The sequence below is a fragment of the Pseudomonas sp. Pseu.R1 genome, assembly GCF_045764065.1.
GTDB lineage: Bacteria > Pseudomonadota > Gammaproteobacteria > Pseudomonadales > Pseudomonadaceae > Aquipseudomonas.
This window is the reverse complement of sequence record NZ_JBJGEE020000001.1, coordinates 4382432-4408586: the sequence shown is the minus strand read 5'-3', so window position 1 is coordinate 4408586 and position 26155 is coordinate 4382432. Positions and strand designations below refer to the sequence as shown.

Below are 26155 nucleotides of genomic sequence, written 5' to 3'. Positions count from 1 at the left end.
TCCTCCATGAGCACGCCAACCATCAAGCACGTCCGCGCTTTCGTTCTGCGGGGCGGCGGCGCCGATTATCACGATCAGGGCGACGGCCACTGGATCGACGACCACATCGCGACCCCCATGAGCAAATACCCCGAATACCGCCAGAGCCGCCGTAGCTTCGGCATCAACGTGCTCGGCACGCTGGTGGTGGAGATCGAGGACTCGGCAGGTAACGTCGGCTTTGCGGTAACCACCGGCGGCGAACCTGCCGCTTACATCGTCGAAAAGCATCTGGCGCGTTTTCTGGAAGGCGCGAAGGTCACCAGCATCGAAAAAATCTGGGATCAGATGTACCTCTCGTCCCAGTATTACGGGCGCAAGGGCTTGGTCATCAACACGATTTCCGGCATCGACCTGGCGCTCTGGGATTTGCTCGGCAAGGTGCGCCAGGAGCCTGTTCATCAACTGCTGGGCGGTGCCGTGCGTGACGAATTGCAGTTCTATGCGACCGGCGCCCGCCCCGATCTGGCACAAAAAATGGGCTTCATTGGCGGCAAGCTGCCGCTGCATCACGGCCCGGCCGAAGGCGAAGAAGGTCTGCGCAAAAACCTCGAAGAACTGGCCGTGATGCGCGAGCGAGTGGGCAAGGATTTCTGGCTAATGCTCGATTGCTGGATGAGCCTGGACCTGAACTACGCCACCAAACTGGCCCATGGTGCCCAGGAGTTCGGCTTGAAATGGATCGAAGAGGCGCTCTCCCCCGATGACTACTGGGGCTACGCCGAGCTGCGCAAAAACTTGCCCAAAGGCATGCTGGTCACCACTGGCGAACACGAGGCCACGCGCTGGGGCTTTCGCATGCTGCTGGAAATGGGCTGCTGCGACATCATCCAGCCAGACGTGGGCTGGTGCGGCGGTATCACCGAACTGATCAAGATTTCCGCATTGGCCGATGCGCACAACGCGCTGGTCGTGCCCCATGGCTCGTCGGTCTACAGTTACCACTTCGTCGCCACGCGCACCAACAGCCCGTTCGCTGAATTCCTGATGATGGCGCCGAGAGCCGATGAGGTGGTGCCCATGTTCCACCCGCAATTGCTGGGTGAGCCGGTGCCAGAGAACGGCCGCATGCGTTTGTCTCGCCTGGATAAGCCGGGCTTTGGCGTGACGCTCAACCCCGAGTGCCAGTTGCATCGTCCGTACACGCATTGACAAGGAGCCCCTCATGAAAATGCCGCACAACGCCTTCAAGGCAGCACTGGCCAAGAACGAGCCGCAATACGGCATCTGGGCTGGCTTTGCTACAGGCTACGCCTCGGAAATCGTCGCAGGGCTGGGCTACGACTGGATGCTGATCGACGGCGAACATGCACCCAACACCGTGCCGAGCATTCTTGCGCAGCTTCAAGCGGTCATGCCCTATCCGACGGCCCCCATCGTCCGCGCGGTGACGGGTGACGCGGTGTTGATCAAGCAATTGCTGGACATCGGTGTACAGACCTTGATGGTGCCGATGGTGGAAACCGCGGAACAGGCCCGCGTTCTGGTGCAAGCCATGCGCTATCCGCCCCATGGGATTCGTGGCGTCGGTGGCGGGCTGACTCGCGCGACTCGCTGGGATGCCGTGCCGAATTACCTCAACACTGCGCACGACGAACTGTGCCTGATCGTTCAGGTGGAATCACGCCTGGGTGTGGAGAACGTCGAAGCCATTGCAGCCGTTGAAGGCGTCGATGCCGTGTTCATCGGGCCTGCTGACTTGTCTACAGGACTGGGCCACATCGGCAACCCGTCTCACCCCGAAGTGCAGAAACAGATTCGCCATGCCGTCGATGCAACGTTGGCCGCAGGTAAGGTCTGCGGCATTCTTGCTCCGGCGGAGGACGATGCGCGGCGCTACATGAGTTGGGGTTGTCAGTTTGTGGCGGTGGGGATCGACATCAGCTTGTTGCGCCAGGCGGCGAAGGAGAATCTGGCGCGGTATCGGGAATCGTCTGAGGCTCTCATTTCCTCGCAAACCTATTGAGCGCTGCAAAGCCTCTCTTGCAGGAGCCTGCTTGCTCGCAAATGCGGTAGCTCAGTCGACACCTGTTTATCTGACCCGACGCTTTCGCCAGCAAGCCGGCTCCCACTGCTCTGTGTCGGGCCATGAATTCAGGACCGACGCCCACTCTGTGGGAGCCAACTGGATAGTGAAAGCAACGTTCTGTCATAAAAACGTGCTGATTACTGTGATCCCATTAGGACATCACACCCCGATGTCGCTCGATCACAGGAAGTCATCCATGTTTCAGCTTTCCCGAATGGTGCTGGCCGCAGGCCTTGGCATCGCGCTCAATCTGTCTCTGATGAACAGCGCCATTGCCGCGCAGGAAGTCACCGGTGCCGGTTCCACCTTCATCTATCCGGTGCTCTACAAATGGGCCACTGATTACGACCAGAAAACCGGCGTCAAGGTGAACTACCAGAGCATCGGCTCCGGCGCGGGCGTGGCGCAGATCAAGGAAGGCGCCGTTGACTTCGGCGCCACTGACATGCCGATGAAATCGGGCGATCTTCAGACCTTGGGCCTACAGCAATTCCCGTCGGTGATTGGCGGCGTCGTGCCAGTGATCAACGTCGACTCAATCAAGCCTGGCACGATCAAGTTCAACGGCCCGGTGCTGGCGGACATCTACCTCGGCAAAATCAAGAAATGGAACGAGCCGGCTCTGGTGGCGCTGAACCCCGGCCTGAAACTGCCGGACAGCAGCATCAACGTGGTCTATCGCTCGGACGATTCGGGTACGACCTTCAACTGGGCCAGTTACCTGTCCAAAGTCAGCCCGGAATGGCAAGGCAAGATTGGTGCAGGTACGTCGGTCAAGTGGCCGGTCGGTATCGGCAGCAAGGGGAGCGAGGGCGTGGCCTCCTACGTGAAGAAGATGCCGAATTCGATTGGTTACGTGGAGTACGCCTACATCAAGCAGCAGAACCTGAATTTCGGTCTGTTGCAGAACGCGGCAGGGAATTTCGTGGTGCCGAGCACCGAATCCTTCCAGGCGGCGGCCGCCACGGCAGACTGGAAAAACGCCAAGGACTTCGACCTGTCGATGCTCAACGCACCGGGTGAAAAGGCCTATCCGATCACCGCCGCGACGTTCATCGTTGTGTACAAACAGCCGAAAAACGCTGATCGTCAGAAAACCGTGCAGGACTTCTTCCGCTGGACACTGGAAAGCGGCCAGGAACACGCGCGCTCACTGGATTTCGCGCCGATTCCAACAGACCTGAAAAACTTGATCGAAGCCTCTTGGGGGGACGCGCCAAAGGCGCAGTAACCCCTCCTGCCAAGCGAGCGCAGCGACGCTGCGCTCAGCGCCCCGATAGTCTGTCGAGCAACGCGCTCTTCTCTTCCAGCACCGCCGCACGACGGGCAATTTCAGCGCGTGCCGCTTCAATACGCGTCCGACCTGCATCCACCGCTGCATCGGGTGACTGGAACAGCGTGTCCGGCGCATACCATTTGCCTTTGGCCGAGCGCTCGTTCTGGCCATCGGCGGTCGGCCCCACCAGTTCAACTTCCAATACGACGAAGCTGCGGGTCAGCACCCAAGCGGTGTAAGGGTAAGTGCGGGCGTTCGTTACATTCGGCCTCATGGTTCCTTTCTCAAAGCATCGAGTGGCTGCCTATGATACCTAGCGCTGTATATTTTTTCATATAGCGACAACGCACAAGCGGCACGTACGGTGGTTTGCAGGGTGAATGGAGGGATAAACGAGAGGAAGGAAGTCGAAACGACGGGCGTCGAACGGTGGACGGTCAGAAACGAAAAAAGGCGCCCCGAAGGACGCCTTTTTGTGGGCTACCGCGCGATTGGCGCTGAAGCCGTATTTTCTACCCGGGAACTGCTGGGGCGAAAATGGTCGGGGTAAGGGGATTCGAACTCCTGACATCCTGCTCCCAAAGCAGGCGCGCTACCGGACTGCGCTATACCCCGATGAAACAGATGAAGCTAAACGGATGACGCAACTGGCGTCACTCCCTAAGATTCAACCCGATGAAGCCAGGTCAAAAATGGTGGGTCGTGTAGGATTCGAACCTACGACCAATTGGTTAAAAGCCAACTGCTCTACCAACTGAGCTAACGACCCAAATAATGGTCGGGGTAAGGGGATTCGAACTCCTGACATCCTGCTCCCAAAGCAGGCGCGCTACCGGACTGCGCTATACCCCGACGGTACTACTTCTGGAAATTGGCTCCGTGACCAGGACTCGAACCTGGGACCCAATGATTAACAGTCATTTGCTCTACCGACTGAGCTATCACGGAACATATTCAATTTCAGATGTAGCGTTTGACGCGCTTCAACACAGAAAAATTCAGTACTTCTTTGCAAGAGTGATCTTGCACCTACTGCCCTGAATCTACTGCATTTTCAGCCTCTTCGACCTGTCTGCATCGCTGCGTTCACGTCTCTGAGGCGCGCTATTCTACATTCCTAGAAACAGGTGTCAACCCTCTAAATTGCTTTTAAGACAATGATTTGCAACTTTTTTTCGAGGGAGCGTTTGAGACACCAAAAACCGGGCCTGTACATCCCGCGTCTGTAGCAGTCCGGCTTGCCGACGGTGGCGCACGTGAAATCGCCACCGTCGGCAAGCCGGACAGCTATAGGGTATGGTGTGACCCAGATATAAGAAAGGCGCTCCCTTCGGAGCGCCCTCTTGTGTCCTTCTATATAGAAGCAGCGAATCAGACGAACGCGATATCGTCGTCCACCACCGTCCCCTTGATGCGGGTCCCCGGCATGAAGCTGCCCGACAGGATCAACTGAGCCAGCGGGTTTTCGATCCAGCGTTGAATCGCACGCTTCAATGGCCGTGCGCCGTACACCGGGTCGTAGCCGACCGCGATCAGTTTTTCCAACGCTTCTGGCGTCAGTTCCAGATTCAGATCCCGTTCGGCCAGACGCTGACGCAAGCGGCCCAACTGAATCTCGGTAATACCGGCAATCTGGTCGTGACCCAACGGCTCGAAGATCACCACTTCGTCGACCCGGTTGATGAACTCCGGACGGAAGTGCGAACCCACCGCATCCATTACCGCTGCACGCTGCGCTTCACGATCCCCCACCAGTTCCTGAATCCGCGCCGAACCCAGGTTGGACGTCATGACGATCACCGTGTTGCGGAAATCAACGGTGCGGCCATGGCTATCTGTCAGGCGACCATCCTCCAGCACTTGCAGCAGGATATTGAAAACATCCGGGTGTGCTTTCTCGACTTCGTCCAGCAGGATCACCGAATACGGCTTGCGACGCACGGCTTCGGTCAAATACCCGCCTTCTTCATACCCCACATAACCCGGTGGCGCGCCGATCAAACGAGCCACGGAATGCTTCTCCATGAACTCGGACATGTCGATGCGAACCATCGCCTCTTCGGTGTCGAACAGGAATTCGGCCAGCGCCTTGCACAGCTCGGTCTTACCCACACCGGTCGGGCCGAGGAACATGAACGAACCACTCGGGCGATTAGGGTCGGACAGCCCGGCACGGGAACGACGAACGGCGTTGGCCACGGCCACCACGGCTTCGTTCTGACCGATCACCCGCTCATGCAGCAGGCTTTCCATCTTCAGCAGCTTGTCGCGTTCGCCTTCTAGCATCTTCGACACCGGAATCCCGGTCCACTTAGAGACGACCTCGGCAATCTCTTCCTCTGTCACCTTGCTGCGCAACAACTGGTTCTCGGGCTTGCCGTGCTGATCGACCATCTGCAGGCTGCGTTCCAGATCGGGAATCACGCCGTACTGAAGTTCCGCCATGCGGTTGAGGTCGCCACGACGGCGCGCCGCTTCCAGTTCCTGACGGGACTGTTCAATCTTCTGCTGAATTTGTGCAGAACCCGTCACTTCGGCTTTTTCAGACGTCCAGACTTCTTCCAGATCGGCGTATTCACGCTCCAGCCGCACGATTTCTTCCTGGAGTTTTTCCAGCCGTTTCAGCGTCGCTTCGTCGTCTTCCTTTTTAAGCGCCTGAGATTCGACTTTCAGTTGGATCAGGCGACGCTCCAGACGATCGAGCACTTCGGGCTTGGAGTCGATTTCCATGCGAATGCGGCTGGCCGCTTCGTCGATCAGGTCGATGGCCTTGTCCGGCAACTGGCGGTCGGTGATGTAACGATGGCTGAGCTTGGCCGCCGCGATGATAGCGCCGTCGGTGATCGCCACTTTGTGGTGAACCTCGTAGCGCTCCTTCAAGCCCCGCAGGATCGCGATGGTGTCTTCTTCGCTCGGTTCGTCGACCAACACTTTCTGGAAGCGCCGCTCAAGGGCCGCGTTCTTCTCTATATATTGGCGATACTCGTTCAGCGTTGTGGCACCGACGCAATGCAACTCGCCCCGCGCCAAAGCGGGCTTGAGCATGTTGCCTGCATCCATCGAGCCTTCGGCCTTGCCTGCGCCGACCATCGTGTGCAATTCGTCGATGAACAGGATGATCTGGCCTTCCTGCTTGGACAGCTCGTTGAGTACCGCTTTCAGGCGCTCTTCGAACTCGCCGCGGAATTTGGCACCAGCAATCAGCGCGCCCATGTCGAGAGACAACAGACGCTTGCCACGCAAGCCATCCGGCACTTCGCCATTAATAATGCGCTGGGCCAGGCCCTCGGCAATTGCGGTTTTACCCACACCGGGTTCGCCGATCAGCACCGGGTTGTTCTTGGTACGACGTTGCAGCACCTGAATGGTCCGGCGAATTTCGTCGTCGCGACCGATGACGGGGTCGAGCTTGCCTTCTTCGGCACGCTTGGTCAGGTCAACGGTGTACTTGTCCAACGCCTTGCGCGACTCTTCGGCGTTAGGATCATTCACGGCCTCGCCGCCACGCAGGTTACTGATGGCGTTTTCCAGCGCTTTCTTGCTGACGCCCTGGCCGAGCAACAGCTTGCCGAGTTTGCTGTTCTCGTCCATGGCCGCGAGCAGCACCAATTCACTGGAGATGAACTGATCGCCTTTTTGTTGAGCCAGACGGTCGGCCTGGTTGAGCAGGCGCGCCAGATCCTGCGACATGTTCACGTCGCCAGTCGGGTTTTGAATCTTGGGTAACTGGTCCAGCTCCTTGCTCAACGCCTTGCGCAGGCTGTTGATATCGAAGCCGACTTGCAACAACAGGGGTTTGATCGAACCGCCCTGCTGTTCAAGCAACGCCTGCATGAGGTGCGCAGGCTCGATGGCGGGATGGTCCATGCCCACCGCCAGGGATTGGGAGTCAGATAAAGCGAGCTGTAATTTACTGGTTAAACGGTCAATACGCATTGGTCACCTTCCTAATGGGCAGGCCGGAGCAATGAACACACCTTAATAAAGAAAACCTGCCAGATAGCCCTTAGATGTGGCCGATTGCACAGGATTCAAGCGGTGAGTGCTTGACACAGATCAACATTAGCTGGCCGGGAAGAATTTGGTGGTCAGAGATATCTGATCGTAGGAGCGCGCTTGCCCGCGATAGCGTTGTGTCAGCCATGAATGCGTTGCTGACACAACGCTATCGCGGGCAAGCGCGCTCCTACAACCAGCAAATCGGATGCGTCAAACAGGCTCGATCCACACCAGCGACGCAAACCGCCCGGTGCGTGCGCCGCGACGATAGGAGAAAAAGCGCTCATCGTTGTAGGTCGACAAACCGCCGCCATACACGGCAGCCACGCCATGGGCGGCCAGGCGCAACCGCGCCAACTGGTAGATATCAGCCATGAACTTGCCGGGGTTGGCGCTCGGTACAAAGGCTTCGGCAGTTTCGGGATGGGTTGCCATAAAGGCTTCGCGAACTTCGGGACCCACTTCGAAGGCTTGCGGTCCGATGGCAGGGCCGAGCCAGACCAGAATGTCTGAGGGCGCGTCAGCAAAACTGTCGACTGCGGCCTCCAGCACACCCGCCGCCAGGCCACGCCAGCCCGCATGAGCTGCCGCGACTTGAGTCCCCTGCCGATTGCAGAACAGAGCAGGTAAGCAGTCGGCGGTCATGATCGTGCAGGCAACGCCCGGTGTTGTACTCCAACTGGCATCGGCCTGCATCACGTGGGCAGGCGTGGCTTGCACGACGTCGATGCCATGCACCTGCTTGAGCCACGCAGGCTGCACCTTCAATGATGCGGTCAGTTTCGAGCGGTTCTGCGCAACCGCTGCGGGATCATCATCGACATGATCGCCCAGATTGAACGTGTCGAACGGCGCGACGCTGACGCCGCCCGCGCGAGTGGTGACGCACGCTTTGATGCCAACTGGCGCAGGCCAGTCGGGAATCAGCCAGTCCGCCACGAACTCAATCATCCGATGAACGCCTCGCGATCCTGCTTGAGCAGCGACAGCAGCCAGACGAAATCGTCAGGCAATGGTGACTCCCAGCTCATGCGCTGACCGGTCGTCGGGTGATCCAGTTCAAGGAAACGCGCGTGCAGTGCCTGACGCGGGAAGTGCTTGAGCGACTCCACCATGGTCTGGCTGGCTGCCGGTGGGATACGGAAGCGGCCGCCGTACGCCGGATCCCCCACCAACGGGAAGTTGATATGCGCCATGTGCACTCGAATCTGGTGAGTACGGCCAGTTTCCAGCTTGACCCGCACGTGAGTGTGAGAGCGAAAACGCTCCAGCACACGATAATGGCTCACCGCCGGTTTACCGCCCTCCATCACGGCCATGCGCTGACGCTGCTGGCCGTGACGACCGATGGGCGCGTTGATCTTGCCCCCCGCCGTCACCACGCCGATCACGATGCACTCATAAATGCGGCTGACCGTACGCTTCTGCAGTTGCGCCACCAGTTGCGTCTGGGCCTGAATCGTCTTGGCGACGACCATCAGACCGGTGGTGTCCTTGTCCAGACGATGCACGATGCCCGCGCGCGGCACATTGATGATGTCCGGCACATGGTGCAGCAACGCATTGAGCAAGGTGCCATCGGCGTGACCCGCTGCGGGGTGAACCACCAGCCCGGCCGGTTTGTTGATGACCAGAATCTGGTCATCCTCGTAAACGATGTCCAGCTCGATGTCCTGCGCGACCCACTCGCCCTGCGCTTCCTGCTCGGCCTTCAGAACGAGCTCGGAGCCGCCGTGCACGATGTCACGCGGGCGCAGAACGCCACCGTCCACGGTCAGACGGCCGTCCTTGATCCAGGCGGAAAGGCGCGAGCGCGAGTGCTCGGCGAAGAGTTGGGCGGCGACCTGGTCGAGGCGTTGACCGCCCAATTCGGACGGCACCTCTGCGCGAAGTTCAATGATCTCAGACATGCTCAAACTAGGAGGTGGCACTGGCCTTTGGTTTCGGCTGTGCGCTTGTGGTTAAATACGGCGTCTTTTGTCCCGGGGGTTCCACGGGGCGCCCATCATAACAGGACGGTCCTGCGCAAGACAGCAGGCCGTTATAGGGACGCAAGCCGCCATGCAAGTGAAACACCTGCTGCTGATAGCCATCCTCGGACTTACCGCTGCCTGTTCTTCGAAGAAAGAAGTCATCGACGAAAACCTCAGTGAAGTCGAGCTGTACCAGCAGGCGCAGGCCGATCTGGACAACAACAGCTACAACAGCGCGACCGAGAAACTGAAGGCGCTGGAATCCCGCTACCCGTTCGGTCGCTATGCCGACCAGGCGCAGTTGGAGCTGATCTACGCCAACTACAAGAATGGCGAGCCTGAAGCGGCCAAGTCGGCTGCCGAGCGCTTCATTCGTCTGCACCCTCAGCATCCGAACGTCGACTACGCCTACTACCTGAAGGGTTTGACTTCGTTCGACCAAGACGTGGGCATCATCGCGCGCTTCCTGCCGCTGGATCAGACCAAGCGTGACCCGGGAGCTGCCCGCGACTCGTACAACGAGTTCGCCCAGCTCACCAGCCGCTACCCCAACAGCCGCTACGCACCAGACGCCAAGCAGCGCATGATTTACCTGCGCAACCTGCTGGCCGCCTACGAAATCCACGTTGCCGACTACTACCTGACCCGTCAGGCCTATGTCGCAGCAGTGAACCGTGGCCGCTATGTGGTGGAAAACTTCCAGGAAACCCCATCGGTTGGCGACGGCCTGGCCGTGATGGTCGAAGGCTATCAGCGTCTGCATCTGGACGACCTGGCCGACACCAGCCTGCAAGTGCTGAAAGCCAACTACCCGGATCACCCGCAACTGGCTGATGGCAAGTTCACCGCGCGCACGCCGGACCCGGACAACCGTTCGTGGCTGTCGAAAGCAACCCTGGGCCTGATCGAAAGCCGTCCGCCGCTGCCGCCGGGAGAAACCCGCGCCAACCAGGACGTGATCAAGCAGTACCAGGACGCCAAAGACGCCATCCCGGCCGACCTGCTGCCTGAGAACCAGAAAGAAGAAGAGAAGAACGCTGATGACGACGGCACCCCGAAAAGCCGCTCGATCTTCAGCTACATGACCTTCGGCCTGTTCGACTGATCACCGTCACAGCGCCAGCGTCAGACAGAAAGAGGTCCTACGGGACCTCTTTTTCATTTCTGACACCTTATAACGGCGTGCACGACTGTGCGCCTGCCAGCCCGTTGGCTACACTGCGGCATCTTCACTCACTAAGCTGACAAACATGATTCGCTTGATTATGTGGATCGCCCTCGTCATGGCGGCGATCTGGTTTTTCAAACGCTTGACCCAAGGCCCCGCTCCACGGCCCAAAACCACCCCGCGTGAAAATGACGCTGCGCCCATGGTTCGCTGCGCACACTGTGGCGTGCACGTTCCACAGGACCGCGCCTTGAGCCAGGGGCAGCAGTGGTACTGCACGGAAAGCCATCGCCTGCAGGGTCCCGCAACACGTGACCGCTGAAACCCTGTCGCTGGCGACCCCTCAGGCCCAGCGCATCCTGCGGTTGTATCATCTGTACCGTTTGAGCATCGGCATTCTGTTGGTGCTGCTGATTTCCAGCAGCCTGGATGCCGAATTGCTCGAACTGGCGGACATCGAACTGTTTCGCACCGGGTGCTGGCTGTATCTGGTGTTCAACATTCTGGTGGTCGTGCTCCTTGAACGCCCCAGTCATCAAGGCCAGCTCTTCACACTGGCGCTGGCCGATACCGTCATGCTCTGCGCCCTGTTTTATGCGGGCGGAGGTGCACCCAGCGGGCTGGGTAACCTGATCGCCGCCTCCGTGGCGATCAGCAACGTGCTGCTACGCAGGCGAACAGGCTTGCTGATCGCCGCCATTTCAGCCATTGGCATCATCTACCTGACGTTCTACATCAGTTACAACAAACCGGCTGCCGTTAACCATTTCGTTCAGGCCGGTTCATTGGGGGCGTTGTGTTTCGCCGCCGCGCTGTTGGTGCAAACGCTGGCCAGACGCTTGCAGGCCAGTGAAGACATCGCCGAACAGCGTGCCGCTGATGTCGACAATCTCGAAGAACTCAACGCTCTGATTCTGGAGCGCATGCGCACCGGGATTCTGGTACTGGACGCCGACCACAAGGTCTTGCTGGCCAATCGCAGTGCGTTGACCCTCCTGGGCCACGAGCGCCTGCTCGGTGAAGTCATTGACCTCTACTCCCCCCAACTGGTCGAGCGCCTGCGGCAATGGCAGATCAACTCTTCGATGGCGCCGCGCAGCATTACCACATCGACCATCGGCCCCGTACTGCGCCCCGGCTTCATCGCCCTGACCCGAGGCAATCATCGCCACACGCTGGTGTTTCTCGACGACCTTTCGCAAATATCCCAACAGGCCCAGCAACTCAAGCTCGCCGCGCTGGGCAGACTGACAGCGGGGATCGCCCATGAGATCCGCAACCCACTGGGTGCGATCAGCCACGCGGCCCAACTGCTGCACGAGTCCGAGGAACTGACCCAACCGGACCGACGTCTCAGTCAGATCATTCAAGATCAATCGCGACGGATGAATCTGGTGATCGAGAACGTCTTGCAGCTGTCCCGCCGACGTCAGACCGAACCTCACCTGCTCGACCTTCGGCAGTGGCTCGAACATTTCGTCAGCGACCTTCGCAGCACACTGCCTGCGGAGCAATCCGTGCATCTGGAGATCGGCTTCGGCACTCTGACCACGCGCATGGATGCCGAACAATTGCAGCAAGTCATGACGAATCTGGTGCAGAACGGCCTACGCTACAGCGGTCAGTTGCATGAGCGCGCGCAGGTCTGGCTCCGGCTGTTTCATGACACACTTAGTGATTTGCCCAGCCTTGAGGTCATGGACGACGGCCCCGGCGTTGCGCCAGAGCACCTGACGAAGATTTTCGAACCTTTTTTCACCACTGAAAGCAAAGGAACGGGACTTGGCCTGTATCTTTCACGGGAGCTGTGCGAAAGCAATCAGGCGAACCTGGATTACACACCACGGGAAGGTGGCGGCAGCTGCATGCGGATCACCTTTGCCCACCCGTTCAGATTGAGTTGAAGATGAACCCACGGCAAAAAATCCTGATCGTCGACGATGAACCCGACATTTGTGAGCTGCTGGAAATCACCCTGGGGCGCATGAAGCTCGATACGCGCAGCGCACGCAACGTCAAAGAAGCTCAGGACTGGTTGGCCCGCGAGCCTTTCGACCTGTGCCTGACCGACATGCGCCTGCCCGACGGCAACGGCCTGGAGTTGGTCCAGCACATCCAGAAGCGTCACCCCCAGGTGCCCGTGGCCATGATCACCGCCCACGGCAACCTGGACACCGCCATTCATGCGTTGAAGGCCGGTGCATTCGACTTTCTGACCAAGCCCGTAGACCTGAGCCGTTTGCGTGAATTGGTCGGCAGTGCGCTGCGGCTGCACCTATCGTCCTCCAACGAAAACAGCATCGACAACCGTTTGCTCGGCAACTCGCCGCCCATGCAGGCGTTGCGCAAGCAGATAGGCAAGCTCGCGCGCAGCCAGGCGCCGATCTATATCAGTGGTGAGTCCGGTAGCGGCAAGGAACTGGTGGCGCGTCTGATTCACGAACAGGGTCCGCGCGTCGACAAGCCATTCGTGCCGGTCAACTGCGGAGCGATTCCCACCGAACTGATGGAAAGCGAATTCTTCGGCCATCGCAAAGGCAGCTTTACGGGTGCGCACGAAGACAAGCCAGGCCTGTTTCAAGCGGCCAATGGCGGCACGTTGTTTCTGGATGAGGTTGCCGACCTGCCGCTGGCGATGCAGGTGAAATTGCTGCGGGCGATTCAGGAAAAATCCGTGCGCGCTGTCGGCGGTCAGCTGGAACAGGTGGTCGATGTACGCGTACTGTGCGCGACCCACAAAGACCTCAGCGTCGAAGTCGCCGCCGAACGCTTCCGCCAGGATCTGTATTACCGTCTCAACGTCATCGAGCTGCGCGTTCCGCCCCTGCGCGAACGTCGCGAAGACATCGAGGAAATCGCCAACAACGTCCTGCGTCGCTTGGCTGAAGGCACCAGCCAGCCTCCTGCACGTCTCACCCCTCCTGCGCTGGCGGCACTGAAGGGTTACCGCTTCCCCGGCAATGTGCGGGAACTGGAGAACATGCTCGAACGGGCATACACCCTGTGCGAAAACGAGTTGATTAACGCCGATGAGCTGCGCCTGGCCGAATCCTCGACCACCCGCGAACAGAACGGCCCAAGCCTCGCGCAAATCGACAACCTGGAAGATTATCTGGAGAGCGTCGAGCGCAAACTGATCCTCCAGGCCCTCGAAGAAACCCGCTGGAACCGGACGGCTGCGGCGCAAAGGCTGAATCTGACGTTCAGGTCGATGCGGTATCGGTTGAAGAAGTTGGGGTTGGAGTAAGTGCCAAACGCCCGGCGTTATGAAAGAGAGCGCTTCAAGACTTCCGGGTACCCGTAGCAGTCCGGCTTGCCGGCGGTGTCGTATTCACAAACACCACCGATAAAAAGCCGAGCGGCTACCGTGGCCTCAACACCGTCTCCGACGGCGCATACGGCGCCGGATCGATGATCGGCGTACTCCCCGTCAACAAATCCGTCAGCAACTGGCATGACGCCGGGGCCAACACCAGACCATTGCGGAAATGCCCGCAATTCAGCCACAGCCCGTCATGGCCGGGAACCTGGCCGATGAACGGAATGCCTTCCGGCGAGCCTGGGCGCAGGCCTGCCCAATGGCCCACCACTTCAGCGTCAGCCAACGCGGGAATCAGTTCGACCGCTGATGCTTTCAGACTCTCCAGCGCGTTATTGGTCGGGGTCTTGTCGTAGCCTTCGTGTTCGAGGGTGCTGCCGATCAGTATATGGCCGTCACGCCGGGGAATCGCATAGCGGCCTTTGGCGAGGATCATGCTCGGCAAAAAGTCCGCTGCGCATTTGTACAAAATCATCTGCCCTTTGACGGGCTCTACAGGCAACTCAAGCCCGAGTTTGCGCAGCAGATCACCGCTCCACGCGCCCGCAGCGAGCACGACGCTGTCGCCGAGAATATCGCCCGCTGGCGTGCTGACACCGATGATTGCATCGCCATCGCGCACAAAATCGCTGACTTCGCATTGCTCGTGAATCGTTACGTTGGGCATCGCCATCAAGGCGGCCTTGAGCGACTTGACCAGGCGCGGATTGCGCACGTTGGCGATGTCGGCCATGTGAATGGCCCGAGTGTATCCACCGCCCATCACCGGCACAGCATCGTAGACCACAGAGATATCCACCGCAGACAGAGGTCGCTTGAGCCGGGTAGCCCACGCCAGCGCTTCTTGCTCATCGTCGAGATCGAGCCAGTACAGACCGGTTTTATGCACTTCCGGGTCGACGCCCGTTCCAGCGAACAAACGTTCCGCCAGTTGTGGATAGAAATCCTGCGACCAGTGCCCCAGCGCGGTCACGGCCGGGCTGTAGCGCCACGGGTAGAGCGGCGAAACGATCCCGCCCCCCGCCCACGAAGACTCCTGTCCAACGCCCGAACGGTCAAGCAGAACGACGCTCTGAACCTTTGGCGCAAGATTGAACGCGGTCAACAGACCGATCACACCACCACCCACGATCACCACGTGTTGCCTGGACATGCAGAACTCGCTTACCCGTAAAAAACGACATGTCGGTTCGTGCGCTACTGGTCGCAGACCACCAACTCGACAACGGCCAATAATCCGGACGATGCCGCTTGTCCAGTGAAATTCCCCGGACATCCACTACATCGCGACTTCGAACCTGAGTAGTATCACCATATTTCGAACGAAAAACGGAATTTCCTTGATGGATTTCAGCCCTGGTCTTACGCGCCCGATTTCGCGTCGCAGCTGGCAAGGTCCTCTTGGGGGCAATAGCGACGGATTTACCTTGATCGAATTGGTCGTGGCAGTTGTGATCGTCGGTATTTTTGCGGCAATGGCAGTACCGAGCTTTACGAACCTGATCCATCGGATGAATGTGCGGGCCGCGTCTGATGAGTTTTATGACTTGTTACAATATGCGCGGGCTGAGGCGGTGACGCGGGGCACTACGGTGAACATCAGTGCGGCGTCTGGAACAACGAATATCATTGTGAGGCTGGGCTCAGGAGCCACCACCGGTACCATCCTGAGGCAAGTGGGTGCCAGCGGCTTGCAAACCGGTGTATCTATCAACTCGAGCGTTACCACCGTCAACTTTTCACCCACAGGCACTGCCTCTGTCAGCGCCTGCTTTCAAGTTCTCCACACGACCGACACGGCTATCGCTTCACAGTACGTGACGCTGCTCACCAGTGGCCGCGTTACCGCTCCGACCACCACCAAACCGAGCGGCTGCTGATGAATCTATCCGAACGTGATGACAGCCGCGGTTTCAGCATGATCGAAGTACTGGTCAGCATGATCATCATTGCCGTGGGCGTGCTTGGCATGGTGGCGCTTCAAAGCAAGGCCATTCCCTATACGCAGGACTCCGTTCAGCGCAATACCGCCATCATGCTGGTGGACGACCTGATGGGAATCATCCGCAGCGCCTCCGCAGACTGCACAAGCGCAAACACTTGCATCAAAGCCCCGGGCACAAACTTTCCAGCGGCAGCGGCAAGCTGTATTCCAACGCCCGCAACCCTGTCCAGCCAGATAGGGTGTTGGGCCGTTAGAGCAGGGAAAGCCTTACCCGGTGGCTCCTCACTGCTTAATGGTAGTTTCTACATTTGTCGCAGCACAGCACCAGGAGATACCAGCGCGTGTACAAGCACTAACACTTTGGACACTGAACTAGAGATTCAGGTGGCCTGGACGGTCAAAAGCACCACTGATTGCATGGTGGGCAACGCGTCGACCAACACATGCACGTACAGATTAAGGACGCGCATCAAATGAATAACGTGACCTTGCGCAACAGGCAGCGTGGACTGTCACTGATCGAATTGATGGTCGCCATGCTCATCGGGCTGTTCTTGATGCTAGGTGTCACCCAAATATTCATCAATAACCAGAAAAGCTACCTGTTCCAACAGGGTCAGCTCGGCAATGAAGAGAACGGCCGGTTTGCATTGAGTTCCTTAAATCAAGAACTGCTGAAAGCGGGGTATCGCAGTTTCCTGGTGCCTGATATTCCGTCAGACAACAGCACTGTCTCCGGTTGCGCATTCAACGCAGGAGAAGCAGTCGCCGCGATCTCGGCAACACAGCTTTGCATTCAGTATCAGGCCACCAGCAGGGCCGACGTCAATTGTCTCGGTACAGCATTGGTAGCAGCAGACATCTCCGCAATCAGTGCGCCTTACTCCGCGAAAACCACGGTGGTGCGTCCAAAGATCGTGGAGAAGATAGCATTCGACGCGAACACCAGCGCGGTGACCTGCACGACGAGCGCAGGCACCCAGCAACTGGTCACAGGGGTGAAAGATCTTCGCTTTGAATACGGCTCGGGCGTTGCCGGGTCAAAGGCCGTGACATCGTTCAGCACAACCCCGACAGGGACCATTGCGGCGGTACGCTACAGCGCGTTGATGCAAAGCCCCGGAAGCTCAACCATTCGTGACGACACCTCGCAGACATCGTCGGTACTGACCGACTGGAACAGCCGCTACAGCACCACTTACGGATCGACTACAACCGAAAAAGCGAGCATTTATCAGATCGTGCAGGGAACCACCATGATTCGGAATCAGCTGCAATGAATCGCAAGGCGATGAGCACTCAGACCGGCGCGACTTTAATTGTGGCAATCATGATGTTGCTGATTATCACGTTGCTGGCGCTGTCGAGCATGCGGGGCGTATCTCTGGAGTCGCGTATCACCGGCAACCTCAAATTACAGAGAAGCCTGTTCAATGCTGCAGAGGCCGGTCTGAGAATGGGCGAGAGTAGCGTGCTGAAATGGCAATGTAACGGTAATACAGCGTACAAGCCCTGCATTAACCAGCCCCCTGCGGTAGACACCAATGGGGATTACGCAGCCCAGTTCAACACAACCAACCTGCCTCAAATCAACGCCGTTACAGGCTACGACAGCAATGCAGTCAGCGCCCAGACGATCGCCATTCAGTGGTACGTCACAAACCTCGGCACACTGGGGGGTATCTCCACGAACACTGGAGCGCTAGGCGCCAATGGGCCTTACTACGAAATCACTGCTTGCGCGTCAACCGTACTGTGCTCCAGTGACACAACCACCCAGCGCGTGATCCTGCGTACCGTCTACGCAGTCTCCAATCCACAATGACGTCCGGAATGCGAACGCCGATGAATAATCCTACCCGATACAGCCGTTTTATCGTTGCGCTGGCATGCGGATTATTGACCTGCTTTTCTTCGGCGTTCGCAGCCGTCAGCCAAGTACCGGCGCAATTGCCACTGTTTTTGAACAACTCGGTTCCGCCGTTGAACATGCTGGTGGTAGGGCGTGACCACAAATTGTTCTTCCCTGCTTATAACGATGCTTCCGACCTGGACGGCGATGGCTCGATCGATATTCGCTACAAGCCTTCGATCACTTACCTCGGCTACTTCGACTCCTATACCTGCTACACCTATAACAGCACCTATTTCACGGCGGCTGACGCGACAACGGATAAGAAATGCACCACACACCCAGGACGCTGGAGCGGCGACTACCTCAACTACCTGACGACTTCCCGCGCCGACGCATTGCGCAAAGTGCTCTACGGCGGTTATCGCGAAGTGGATACAACCTCGCAAACCATCCTGACGCGCGCCTACATCCCAATGGATGCACACACATGGGGTAAGGAATACACCAGCCTCGCCGTCGACGGTTATAACCTTTCGGATTACACGCCACTGTCCAACCCCAGTGCGGGTAACTACACACTGTTTGCCAACAACACCCCCGGTTCAGTGCCGATGTTGCGGGTGCTGGCGAATCAGTCAAACATCCGCATCTTTGGCTGGGTGTCACGGGAAGTGACTCAAGGCGGCAACTATGCCACCAACACCAGCCTGAGCGATGTTTATGTCACGCCGACGGACTATCAAGTCCGGGTTGAAGTCTGTAAGCCCAGTTACATCGAGAGCAACTGCAAGCAATACCCCAATGGCAATTACAAACCCACGGGGATCCTTCACGACTACGGTGAAGGCAACCAGATGTACTTCGGTCTGCTGACGGGCACTTACCAGAACAACATCCAAGGCGGTGTGCTGCGCAAAGCGATGAGCAGCTTTTCAGGCGAGGTCGATGCATCGACAGGGATATTCGGCACTCGGCAAACAAACGGCACCTACGTCAAATCCGGCATCATCGGCACGCTCGATGGTCTGCGCCTGAGCACCACGAGTTGCTACATCTATACAACGCCTATGCCCAACGCCAACTGCCCTAACTGGGGTAACCCGCTTGGCGAGATGATGTACGAGACCATGCGCTACTTCAGTGGCGAAACGACACCCAGCGCCAACTACAAATCCGGCCTCGCGGACACAACTGGCGGCTTGAGCCTGAGCAGCGTCACCACCTGGACCAACCCCTACTCGAGCACACCGAGCGCCACCGCGAATCCACCAACCTATCCGAGTTGCTCGAAGCCCTTCGAAACACTATTCAGTGACGTCACCCCCAGCTATGACTCCGATTTACCGGGCAGTGCATACACCATTAGCGCTGCACCCGGCTCCTCGAATGCCTTATCAGCCCTCGATGTGAGCGGATTAGGAAAGACCATCTGGGATAACGACGTTGGCGGTACGAGAAATATCAATATCGGGCAGACCCTGGCCTCCAACGATGGGGCACCCACTGCCAAAGTGGCCTCCAGCCTAGGCAACATTCGGGGGCTGCCTGAAGAGCCGACTAAAGAAGGCACGTTCAACGCCGCAGCCGTGGCGTACTTTGCCAATACCAATCCGATCACCACCCCAGGCAATCAAAGAGTCCAGACGTTTTCAATGGCGTTGTCTTCAACGCTGCCCCGCATCCAGATGCCGGTCGGCACAGGGACCATTACGCTGGTGCCATTTGGCAAAGTAGCCGCCAGCGGTATCACCGAACAGATCACCGGCTTTTACATTGATTCGCTATACAACATGCCGGGGCAGCCTAGTAACACCAATATAAACGGCGGCAGAGCGCAAGCTGTTTTCCGGGTCGTTTTCGACGACTGCGGCCAAGGCTGTGACTACGATATGGACGCCATCGTGCTCTATACCGTGGCGGTCAACGCCCTTGGCACCCTTGATGTAACGCTGCAAACGGCATACGCGGTGTCCGGGGCTGAATCCCACATGGGTTACACCATTTCGGGCACCACCGCCGATGGTATCTACCTGGAAGTCACTGGGGGCGCCAACGGTAACCTGCATTACTCACTCGATACGCCAGGTACGAGACTTCCCGGCGCCTGTGCAGCGTCGAGCAACCCGTGCAACAACACGAACGATCTATTGCCCGGCAAATACGGAAGCAACCAATCGTTCGCCACGTCCCGAGGTGATACGCATACCCGGCGGTTCGTCGCGTCTCCCACGACGTCGATCACCAACCTGCAAGACCCGTTGTGGTATGCAGCGAAATGGGGAGGTTTTGGCGATTCCAAAAATACCAGCTCAAGCCTTCCCGTTGCTGGCCAATGGGACTCAAATAAGTCCGGCACGCCAAACAACTACTTTCTGGTCTCAAACGCCTCCACGTTGAAAGCACAACTGGACTTAGCGTTCAGCCAGATCGTGCAAACCAACAATTCCGTCTCGGCACCGGCTGTTGTCCCAGTCAAAGGGACGAGTAACGCAGCCTCTACCTACCTGAACAGTTTGACGGCGGGGACCTGGGCTGGCGACCTGATCAAAAACACCACCGTTGTTGATGCCTATACCGGTGTTTCGACGACGACGAGAAACTGGTCCGCCAGCGCTCAAATGCCGACTTGGACAAACCGCAATATTACCATGGCGAACCAAGCTGGTAACGGGTTGCAAAACTTCACCTATGCCAATCTCGCCAACCGCACCTACGCCAGCGTCAACTTGCAGACCACTCTGACCTCGGACCAGGTCGACTTCATCAAAGGTGATACGAGCAACGCCATCTCACAATTCCGCCGTCGCACATCGCTGATCGGGGACTTGGTCAACTCTGCCCCCGCTGTCGTCGATGTTGCCTCATTCAAGTCGTCGGCTCTCGCAGACGCGCTCAATGGTTCCAGCGGTGACTATGCTGCCTTCCAGAGCACACAACTCAACAGACGCGGCCAGGTTTATGTCGGCGCAAACGATGGGATGCTGCACGCGTTCGATACAGACACAGGCGTGGAAAAATTCGCATTCATTCCGTCAGCGGTGATTTCGAACCTCAGCGCACTGACCAACAGGAACTACAACACCAACGCGGCCTTGCACCGCTACTTCGTCGATGGGACGCCCGTCGTATCGGACGTTTATTTCTCTGGCGCTTGGCACACCATCCTGGTGGGAACACTCGGCGCGGGAGGAAACGAAATTTTCGCGCTGGATGTGACTAACCCAGACAGCATCAAGCTGCTCTGGGAGTTCACGTCCCAGACTGACAGCGACTTGGGAGCCACACTCTCTACCCCTGTAATCACCAAGCTGCACTCAGGTGAATGGGCCGTCATCGTGGGTAACGGCTATAACGGCAATAATGGCTACGCGTCCCTGTTGATTCTCAATGCAGCGACCGGCGCAACGATCAGCAAGCTGAAAACCTCAGTCGAGGGCAACAATGGCCTGTCCTCACCTGTCGTACTGGATGCCAACTCTGACGGCATCGCTGATTATGTTTATGCTGGTGACTTGCAAGGAAACCTCTGGCGATTTGACCTGATCGCCCCAGGCTCGCTAACGTCCAGCACGACAGCGAGCAGTTACAAGGTGGCGTTTGGCAACAAGCCCCTGTACACCGCCACGACGACTGACACAAACGGCGCGGTTCAATCGATCACAGCCCCTCCGGACATTGTCTCCCACCCTTCGTCTTCAGGCGTGCTGGTCCTTTTCGGCACAGGGCGCTATTTCGCTTCGGCCGACAAAAGCAGTACCGACCTGCAGACGCTGTATGGCGTGTGGGATAAACAAGTAGACGCGCAAACGGCAAGCTCGACGCCGGTATTGAATCGGGCTTCGCTGCAACAACAAACCATTACATTGCAGGCCAATGACGTCGACTTCTCTGGCGCCTCCAACGATGTTCGAATCGTCAGTGCCAATGCGGTCGACTGGACAACGAAATCCGGGTGGTATCTCGACCTCGCCGTGGGTACAACATTACTCGGCGAGCGGTTGGTCGACCCGCTTGTCGTGAGCGGGAGTGTGTTATTCGCCTCAACCCGAACCCCCGTTACGGACGTTTGCAGCCCGGGCGTTACCGGTTGGGAATACGGCTTGGACCCTACAACCGGCGGAAGAACAAGCTTTACGGTGTTCAACTTGCGCCGCAACGGCACGATCTCCAGCGCGGACAACTATAACAACACCGTCGTAAGCGGCATGAGCACGAGCGGAGGCGGGTTTACGATAAGCTCGCTGAATGGTCAAAAGGATTCCACCGACTCCAGCGGCTTAATCACTCCCGTTAACACCGGTACGAAATACGACGGTCGCCAGAACTGGCGCGTCATTCCATCCCCATGAGAACAGAGTTGAATATGCTTACTCGATCTCCACAGCAGCGTGGTTTTACGCTGATAGAACTGATGATTACGGTCGCGATCGTCGCCATTTTGGCTGCCGTTGCTTATCCGAGCTATACCAGTTACGTCCTGCGTGGGAATCGCTCTGAAGGCACTGCGATGCTTTCCGATGCAGTGGCGCGCATGGAGCGTTACTACGCTCAAAACAATAGTTACCCGACCTCCACCACCACGACGCTGTCAGCACTCGGTATTACCAATGCAAACTCCGCCAGCGGCAGATACACGTTACAGTCATCAGTCGCAACAGCGACGACTTACACGCTACAGGTGGTCGCTCAAGGTACTCAAACAAAAGACACCGGCTGCACGACGTTGAGCATCAGTCAGGACGGTACGCGATCTCCAGATCCCACGACCACAAGTTGCTGGAAGTAGCCCCTCACCGCCCCCAACACCGCTGCACACTGGCATCCCCCGACGTTCCCACGTTGTCGCGCCTGCCAGTGTGCTCCAGCACAAAGCGGCCACACTTGTCGGCACTCATCGCTCCCCCACTGATCGGGCTCGCCGTCAACACAAACGCTTGCTCTGAGCGTTCGGCCTCGATCACATAAAACGTATTCCCGCCCGACACCTCATGCTCCCGTGCAGGCGGACCCTGGGCGTCCGAATACTGCGCCACTCGCGAATAGAAGCGTTCCAGCCGGTGCCCCTCCTCGATCAGTAATGACGTGATTTCGGCGCGACGTACCTTGCGGGTGTGCTCGCTGTAAGCCGGGTAGGCGACGGTCGCCAGGATCGCCATGATCGCAATGGCAATCAGCAACTCGATCAATGTGAAACCTCGTCCTCTCATGGGTGCCCCTTCATAGGCGCTGACGCCACAGGATGCGTTTCTCATCGGTGTGAACGCTTTCCAGCACCGTCCTGGCAGTGCCCTGTAGGCCTATCGCAGTCACGCGATAGAGTTTGGGCGGTTGCTGGGCATCACCGTCTTCGATCGCACCTGTCGATTCACCCAGGTACTGAATGCCCACAAAGCCGCTGGGGGTTGCCCGCCAGATCACACCAGAAGCCCCGCCCGTTCCCTCGGTAGACAAGGTCAATGCCTCCGGAGGGGGTAAACAGGTCGCCAGGCCAGTGCAGCGCTCCTGCGAAAAGCCAGGTGACGAAACGCGCGCTTCACCTGCGTGCAACGCGGCCTCTGCCGCCTGGAATGACGCGTCGCGGCGCGCTTGACTGCCCGCCATTCGTTCTTGAAGCGTGGCGTTCTGCATCGACGAGGTTGCAAGCAATGTCAGCAGCAAGAGGAACACCAGCCCCACCATCAACACAGCCCCGCGTTGCGCGTTCATCACTCGCTCCTCCTTAGCCCGCCCGGTTGCGAATCGCCGCCACGATGTGAAACGTCTGCTCCCGAGTACGATCCGCTGGATCAAACAGCACCAGTGTCAGGCGCACACTGCGAATCAAGGCGGGATCAGGCTGTGAGGTGTAACGCGCAATGCCAACCCTGCTCCGAGAAGACGCGACGCCAAACAGCGCACTGAAATCCCGGACGTGGCTCAGCAGCGGCTGCCCGTCGAGAGTCAGCTCGTTACGCTGTGCATTGAAGCGATAAACGTGTTGTTGAATGGGCAGCGCGAACTCTCCCGCCATCAGCGAAGGCGCACGCCCTCGGGACCAGGCCACGGCAGATGTAGTGCAATCGGTGTGGATGATCCATTCGTGCCACGTGTTGCCCACTTCCGTCGCAGCGCTGATCAACGTCAGCGAGCGCTGTCCGGCATCCCAACGCACAGGCGTATTGAACGCGTGGGCGAATCGCGCCCCCAGGCTTTCATCGCGAATGGCTCGCTGGCAGCCGAACACTCCAACCAGCCGTATTTCCTGAGCCATTCTGGAGAGAACAAAACGCGCGTCCTCCTGAAGCGCCGCCGAAGAAGCTTGACTCAGGTACGTGCTTTTCGAGTGGAGGAACATCTGCGTCAGTGCCAGCGATATCACCAGGCCGAGTACCAAGGCCAGCAAGGTTTCAACAAGACCGAATCCACCCGTCCGCTGTTTCATCGCTGCCCCTGCGGCCCAATCAGGCTGGTCAACGTCAATGTTTGCCGGGCTTGCGCCGCTTCGCCTTGAGCTCTGGCGTCACTCCACTCCAGGTTGATCGTTGCCTGACCGCCGACCATTTGGACAGACGCTTGCACGTTTTCGCCCACCGCACGTTTCAACTGGTCTGCAAAGTCGAACAGATCCTGATCGCGAGGAACGTCTGGATTACCTGCGGTCGGCGCCTGGCTCAAGGAACTGAGGGTGTAATGAGCCTCGGGGTTGGCGCGCATGCGCTCCATCAGGTCGTGCGCAATGAAACTCACCTGGGTGCTGCGCATCGCGCTGTCGGTCTGCTTCAAGGCGTTGACCTGCAACAACGCCACGCCCAGCACACCGACGGCGAGCACCAGCAACGCCACCAACACCTCGATCAATGTCACGCCTGACTGCCCCGTACTCATCCGCCAACACCTCTGCGATGACTGTGCAGAGACATTGAAGACGACGCTGAGCGAGTCGCTTGAGCACTGTGTAACCGCAGCTTGCGGACATATCGGCTGACAATCGCACGTCTTGTCAGCCGCGCGCTTCGGGCGTTTGCTATGGCGCGGAAACTTCAGAGAAGTGAGCAAACCATGCAAAAAGGACTGACGCTGATCGAGCTGCTCATGGGACTGGTCGTGATCGGCATCGTCGCCACACTCGCCGCCCCCGCCTTCCAATCACTGGTCGAATCCCAACGAAGACAGGACGCTGCTCAGCAACTGGCCACAGGGCTACGACTGGCGCGCGTGGAGGCGATCCAGCGCGGTCAGCCAGTGATCATGCAAGCATCCAACGAGAACTGGAGTCAGGGCTGGGCGGTCTTCGTCGACACGAACCGTAACCAACTCAGGGATGAGGGGGACGTGGCACTCGCGGAGCGTGCCGGATATCCGAACGTGAAGGTCATAGGTAACGGCAGAATCGCCAGCCGCGTCGGCTTTGACAGCGGCGGCAGGTTGCTCAATAACGCCAATGGCACGCTGGCGGTGTGTCTGAAGGACTCGCCTGCCAGCCACTTTCAGATCGCAATTGCCGTGACGGGCCGGGTGACATTGCGCAGTGACGGGTTCAACACCGATCCCTGCGCATGACCTCAGTTACTGAACCTGCTTGACCCGCAGTTCTTTGGGCATCGAAAACGTGATGTTCTCTTCACGACCGGCCAGCTCATCAGCCCCGGTAGCGCCCCAGGCCTGCAATTGCTGAATCACACCTCGCACCAACACTTCAGGCGCCGAAGCCCCTGCGGTAATCCCAATGCGCTCAACGCCATCGAACCAACTGCGCTGCATGTCTTCGGCGCCATCAATCAGGTACGCCGGCGTCGCCATGCGCTCGGCCAGTTCGCGCAGACGATTGGAGTTGGAGCTGTTCGGGCTGCCCACCACCAGCACCACATCACACTCGTCAGCCAGTGTTTTCACCGCATCCTGACGGTTCTGGGTCGCGTAGCAGATGTCGTCCTTGCGCGGGCCGCCGATGGCCGGGAAGCGCGTGCGAAGTGCATCGATGACACGACTGGTGTCGTCCATCGACAGCGTGGTCTGGGTGACGAACGCCAGCTTCTCAGGATTACGCACGTGCAGATTGGCAACGTCTTCCTCGTCCTCGACCAGATAAATCGCCCCGCCATTACTGGCGTCGTACTGACCCATGGTGCCTTCGACTTCCGGGTGCCCTTCGTGGCCGATCAGGATGCACTCACGGCCATCACGGCTGTAACGTGCCACTTCGATGTGCACCTTGGTCACCAGCGGACACGTGGCGTCGAACACCTTCAAGCCACGACCGGCGGCCTCGCTGCGAACGGCCTGAGAAACACCATGGGCACTGAAGATCACGATGACGTCGTCAGGCACCTGATCCAGCTCTTCGACGAAGATCGCGCCACGACTGCGCAGGTCCTCGACGACGAATTTGTTATGAACCACTTCATGGCGCACGTAGATTGGCGGGCCAAACACTTCCAGCGCGCGATTGACGATTTCGATCGCACGGTCCACCCCGGCGCAGAAGCCACGTGGGTTGGCGAGTTTGATTTGCATGATGTGCCTCGTGTCTACGCGCTATGAAACATAAAAACGAAAAGGCCCCGAACAGAGCC

At 58.4% G+C, this 26155-nt stretch carries 24 protein-coding genes and 4 tRNA genes; 14 read left to right on the top strand and 14 right to left on the bottom strand.

Annotated elements, in window-relative coordinates; genetic code table 11:
* The first annotated feature begins 6 nt into the window (after positions 1–6).
* The 3 genes from rhmD to pstS all read left to right on the top strand — a co-directional run bounded on the left by rhmD (position 7) and on the right by pstS (position 3299).
* The gene (gene rhmD, locus ACI5GA_RS20190) at positions 7–1191 is read left to right on the top strand and encodes an L-rhamnonate dehydratase (RefSeq protein ID WP_421423969.1); all 1185 of its coding nucleotides are present in this window, start codon (positions 7–9) and stop codon (positions 1189–1191) included.
* Between the two features lie 13 nt (positions 1192–1204).
* Positions 1205–2005, top strand: coding sequence for an aldolase/citrate lyase family protein (locus ACI5GA_RS20185; RefSeq protein WP_421423967.1), 801 nt, complete (start codon positions 1205–1207; stop codon positions 2003–2005).
* Positions 2006–2264: 259 nt separating this feature from the next.
* A complete protein-coding gene (gene pstS, locus ACI5GA_RS20180) occupies positions 2265–3299 on the top strand; it encodes a phosphate ABC transporter substrate-binding protein PstS (protein ID WP_423251848.1) in 1035 nt (344 codons plus the stop codon).
* A gap of 34 nt (positions 3300–3333) precedes the next feature.
* Here the strand turns inward: pstS and ACI5GA_RS20175 are convergent, their stop codons facing one another.
* From ACI5GA_RS20175 to rluD, 8 genes are all read right to left on the bottom strand, one after another.
* Positions 3334–3618, bottom strand: a complete 285-nt coding sequence (locus ACI5GA_RS20175) for a hypothetical protein (protein WP_404639696.1) — start codon at positions 3616–3618, stop codon at positions 3334–3336.
* Positions 3619–3882: 264 nt separating this feature from the next.
* A tRNA-Pro gene (locus ACI5GA_RS20170) sits at positions 3883–3959 on the bottom strand.
* A 78-nt stretch (positions 3960–4037) separates the two neighbouring features.
* Positions 4038–4113: transfer RNA gene (locus ACI5GA_RS20165), tRNA-Lys, on the bottom strand.
* Between the two features lie 6 nt (positions 4114–4119).
* Positions 4120–4196 (bottom strand) — tRNA-Pro (locus tag ACI5GA_RS20160).
* A 20-nt stretch (positions 4197–4216) separates the two neighbouring features.
* Positions 4217–4292 (bottom strand) — tRNA-Asn (locus ACI5GA_RS20155).
* Positions 4293–4715: 423 nt separating this feature from the next.
* Complete coding sequence (clpB, locus tag ACI5GA_RS20150) at positions 4716–7280, bottom strand: ATP-dependent chaperone ClpB (RefSeq protein WP_421423965.1); 2565 nt, start codon at positions 7278–7280, stop codon at positions 4716–4718.
* A gap of 273 nt (positions 7281–7553) precedes the next feature.
* Positions 7554–8282 (bottom strand): peptidoglycan editing factor PgeF, encoded by a 729-nt coding sequence (gene pgeF, locus ACI5GA_RS20145; RefSeq protein WP_404639807.1) that lies wholly within the window; start codon positions 8280–8282, stop codon positions 7554–7556.
* Between the two features lie 8 nt (positions 8283–8290).
* Complete coding sequence (gene rluD / locus ACI5GA_RS20140; protein WP_404639700.1) at positions 8291–9253, bottom strand: 23S rRNA pseudouridine(1911/1915/1917) synthase RluD; 963 nt, start codon at positions 9251–9253, stop codon at positions 8291–8293.
* 151 nt (positions 9254–9404) lie between these two features.
* Between rluD and ACI5GA_RS20135 the strand changes: the two genes are divergently transcribed.
* From ACI5GA_RS20135 to ACI5GA_RS20120, 4 genes are all read left to right on the top strand, one after another.
* The gene (locus tag ACI5GA_RS20135; RefSeq protein ID WP_404639702.1) at positions 9405–10421 is read left to right on the top strand and encodes an outer membrane protein assembly factor BamD; all 1017 of its coding nucleotides are present in this window, start codon (positions 9405–9407) and stop codon (positions 10419–10421) included.
* A gap of 145 nt (positions 10422–10566) precedes the next feature.
* Positions 10567–10806: a PP0621 family protein gene (locus ACI5GA_RS20130; protein ID WP_404639704.1), complete on the top strand. Its 240-nt coding sequence runs from the start codon at positions 10567–10569 to the stop codon at positions 10804–10806.
* The gene (locus ACI5GA_RS20125; RefSeq protein WP_421423963.1) at positions 10796–12388 is read left to right on the top strand and encodes a sensor histidine kinase; all 1593 of its coding nucleotides are present in this window, start codon (positions 10796–10798) and stop codon (positions 12386–12388) included. The genes ACI5GA_RS20130 and ACI5GA_RS20125 overlap by 11 nt, the downstream gene beginning before the upstream one ends.
* A gap of 2 nt (positions 12389–12390) precedes the next feature.
* Positions 12391–13731, top strand: a complete 1341-nt coding sequence (locus tag ACI5GA_RS20120; RefSeq protein WP_421423961.1) for a sigma-54-dependent transcriptional regulator — start codon at positions 12391–12393, stop codon at positions 13729–13731.
* 115 nt (positions 13732–13846) lie between these two features.
* Here the strand turns inward: ACI5GA_RS20120 and thiO are convergent, their stop codons facing one another.
* Complete coding sequence (gene thiO / locus ACI5GA_RS20115; RefSeq protein ID WP_421423959.1) at positions 13847–14956, bottom strand: glycine oxidase ThiO; 1110 nt, start codon at positions 14954–14956, stop codon at positions 13847–13849.
* Positions 14957–15146: 190 nt separating this feature from the next.
* On the opposite strand from thiO, the gene ACI5GA_RS20110 reads away from it, so the two are divergent.
* The 6 genes from ACI5GA_RS20110 to ACI5GA_RS20085 are packed head-to-tail and all read left to right on the top strand — an operon-like array spanning position 15147 to position 22389.
* The gene (locus ACI5GA_RS20110) at positions 15147–15683 is read left to right on the top strand and encodes a GspH/FimT family pseudopilin (protein WP_421423957.1); all 537 of its coding nucleotides are present in this window, start codon (positions 15147–15149) and stop codon (positions 15681–15683) included.
* Complete coding sequence (gene pilV, locus ACI5GA_RS20105; RefSeq protein WP_421423955.1) at positions 15683–16225, top strand: type IV pilus modification protein PilV; 543 nt, start codon at positions 15683–15685, stop codon at positions 16223–16225. Before ACI5GA_RS20110 ends, pilV (ACI5GA_RS20105) begins: the two co-directional genes overlap by 1 nt.
* Positions 16222–17028 (top strand): PilW family protein, encoded by an 807-nt coding sequence (locus tag ACI5GA_RS20100; protein WP_421423953.1) that lies wholly within the window; start codon positions 16222–16224, stop codon positions 17026–17028. Before pilV (ACI5GA_RS20105) ends, ACI5GA_RS20100 begins: the two co-directional genes overlap by 4 nt.
* On the top strand, positions 17025–17573 hold the full coding sequence (locus ACI5GA_RS20095) for a pilus assembly PilX family protein (RefSeq protein ID WP_421423951.1): 549 nt from the start codon (positions 17025–17027) through the stop codon (positions 17571–17573). The genes ACI5GA_RS20100 and ACI5GA_RS20095 overlap by 4 nt, the downstream gene beginning before the upstream one ends.
* Positions 17574–17593: 20 nt before the next feature.
* Positions 17594–21952, top strand: a complete 4359-nt coding sequence (locus ACI5GA_RS20090; RefSeq protein WP_421423949.1) for a pilus assembly protein — start codon at positions 17594–17596, stop codon at positions 21950–21952.
* A 14-nt stretch (positions 21953–21966) separates the two neighbouring features.
* The gene (locus ACI5GA_RS20085; protein ID WP_421425500.1) at positions 21967–22389 is read left to right on the top strand and encodes a type IV pilin protein; all 423 of its coding nucleotides are present in this window, start codon (positions 21967–21969) and stop codon (positions 22387–22389) included.
* Between the two features lie 4 nt (positions 22390–22393).
* On the opposite strand, the gene ACI5GA_RS20080 is transcribed toward ACI5GA_RS20085, so the two are convergent.
* The 4 genes from ACI5GA_RS20080 to pilV (ACI5GA_RS20065) are packed head-to-tail and all read right to left on the bottom strand — an operon-like array spanning position 22394 to position 24467.
* On the bottom strand, positions 22394–22810 hold the full coding sequence (locus ACI5GA_RS20080; protein ID WP_421423947.1) for a type IV pilin protein: 417 nt from the start codon (positions 22808–22810) through the stop codon (positions 22394–22396).
* Positions 22811–22820: 10 nt separating this feature from the next.
* Positions 22821–23309, bottom strand: coding sequence for a pilus assembly PilX family protein (locus tag ACI5GA_RS20075; protein WP_421423945.1), 489 nt, complete (start codon positions 23307–23309; stop codon positions 22821–22823).
* A 13-nt stretch (positions 23310–23322) separates the two neighbouring features.
* Positions 23323–24024, bottom strand: a complete 702-nt coding sequence (locus tag ACI5GA_RS20070; protein WP_404639728.1) for a PilW family protein — start codon at positions 24022–24024, stop codon at positions 23323–23325.
* On the bottom strand, positions 24021–24467 hold the full coding sequence (gene pilV, locus ACI5GA_RS20065) for a type IV pilus modification protein PilV (RefSeq protein ID WP_421423943.1): 447 nt from the start codon (positions 24465–24467) through the stop codon (positions 24021–24023). The genes ACI5GA_RS20070 and pilV (ACI5GA_RS20065) overlap by 4 nt, the downstream gene beginning before the upstream one ends.
* A 174-nt stretch (positions 24468–24641) precedes the next feature.
* Here pilV (ACI5GA_RS20065) and ACI5GA_RS20060 point away from each other — a divergent pair, with 174 nt between their 5' ends.
* Complete coding sequence (locus ACI5GA_RS20060) at positions 24642–25142, top strand: GspH/FimT family pseudopilin (RefSeq protein ID WP_421423941.1); 501 nt, start codon at positions 24642–24644, stop codon at positions 25140–25142.
* Between the two features lie 6 nt (positions 25143–25148).
* Here ACI5GA_RS20060 and ispH read toward each other — a convergent pair whose 3' ends face one another.
* A complete protein-coding gene (gene ispH / locus ACI5GA_RS20055) occupies positions 25149–26096 on the bottom strand; it encodes a 4-hydroxy-3-methylbut-2-enyl diphosphate reductase (protein ID WP_421423939.1) in 948 nt (315 codons plus the stop codon).
* Between the last annotated feature and the right edge of the window lie 59 nt (positions 26097–26155).

Coding starts and splice junctions, on each gene's coding strand:
- rhmD (WP_421423969.1), top strand. CDS start 7: ATGAGCACGCCAACCATCAAGCACGTCCGCGCTTTCGTTCTGCGGGGC.
- ACI5GA_RS20185 (WP_421423967.1), top strand. CDS start 1,205: ATGAAAATGCCGCACAACGCCTTCAAGGCAGCACTGGCCAAGAACGAG.
- pstS (WP_423251848.1), top strand. CDS start 2,265: ATGTTTCAGCTTTCCCGAATGGTGCTGGCCGCAGGCCTTGGCATCGCG.
- ACI5GA_RS20175 (WP_404639696.1), bottom strand. CDS start 3,618: ATGAGGCCGAATGTAACGAACGCCCGCACTTACCCTTACACCGCTTGG.
- clpB (WP_421423965.1), bottom strand. CDS start 7,280: ATGCGTATTGACCGTTTAACCAGTAAATTACAGCTCGCTTTATCTGAC.
- rluD (WP_404639700.1), bottom strand. CDS start 9,253: ATGTCTGAGATCATTGAACTTCGCGCAGAGGTGCCGTCCGAATTGGGC.
- ACI5GA_RS20135 (WP_404639702.1), top strand. CDS start 9,405: ATGCAAGTGAAACACCTGCTGCTGATAGCCATCCTCGGACTTACCGCT.
- ACI5GA_RS20130 (WP_404639704.1), top strand. CDS start 10,567: ATGATTCGCTTGATTATGTGGATCGCCCTCGTCATGGCGGCGATCTGG.
- ACI5GA_RS20120 (WP_421423961.1), top strand. CDS start 12,391: ATGAACCCACGGCAAAAAATCCTGATCGTCGACGATGAACCCGACATT.
- thiO (WP_421423959.1), bottom strand. CDS start 14,956: ATGTCCAGGCAACACGTGGTGATCGTGGGTGGTGGTGTGATCGGTCTG.
- ACI5GA_RS20110 (WP_421423957.1), top strand. CDS start 15,147: ATGGATTTCAGCCCTGGTCTTACGCGCCCGATTTCGCGTCGCAGCTGG.
- pilV (WP_421423955.1), top strand. CDS start 15,683: ATGAATCTATCCGAACGTGATGACAGCCGCGGTTTCAGCATGATCGAA.
- ACI5GA_RS20100 (WP_421423953.1), top strand. CDS start 16,222: ATGAATAACGTGACCTTGCGCAACAGGCAGCGTGGACTGTCACTGATC.
- ACI5GA_RS20095 (WP_421423951.1), top strand. CDS start 17,025: ATGAATCGCAAGGCGATGAGCACTCAGACCGGCGCGACTTTAATTGTG.
- ACI5GA_RS20090 (WP_421423949.1), top strand. CDS start 17,594: ATGAATAATCCTACCCGATACAGCCGTTTTATCGTTGCGCTGGCATGC.
- ACI5GA_RS20085 (WP_421425500.1), top strand. CDS start 21,967: ATGCTTACTCGATCTCCACAGCAGCGTGGTTTTACGCTGATAGAACTG.
- ACI5GA_RS20080 (WP_421423947.1), bottom strand. CDS start 22,810: ATGAGAGGACGAGGTTTCACATTGATCGAGTTGCTGATTGCCATTGCG.
- ACI5GA_RS20075 (WP_421423945.1), bottom strand. CDS start 23,309: ATGAACGCGCAACGCGGGGCTGTGTTGATGGTGGGGCTGGTGTTCCTC.
- ACI5GA_RS20070 (WP_404639728.1), bottom strand. CDS start 24,024: ATGAAACAGCGGACGGGTGGATTCGGTCTTGTTGAAACCTTGCTGGCC.
- pilV (WP_421423943.1), bottom strand. CDS start 24,467: ATGAGTACGGGGCAGTCAGGCGTGACATTGATCGAGGTGTTGGTGGCG.
- ACI5GA_RS20060 (WP_421423941.1), top strand. CDS start 24,642: ATGCAAAAAGGACTGACGCTGATCGAGCTGCTCATGGGACTGGTCGTG.
- ispH (WP_421423939.1), bottom strand. CDS start 26,096: ATGCAAATCAAACTCGCCAACCCACGTGGCTTCTGCGCCGGGGTGGAC.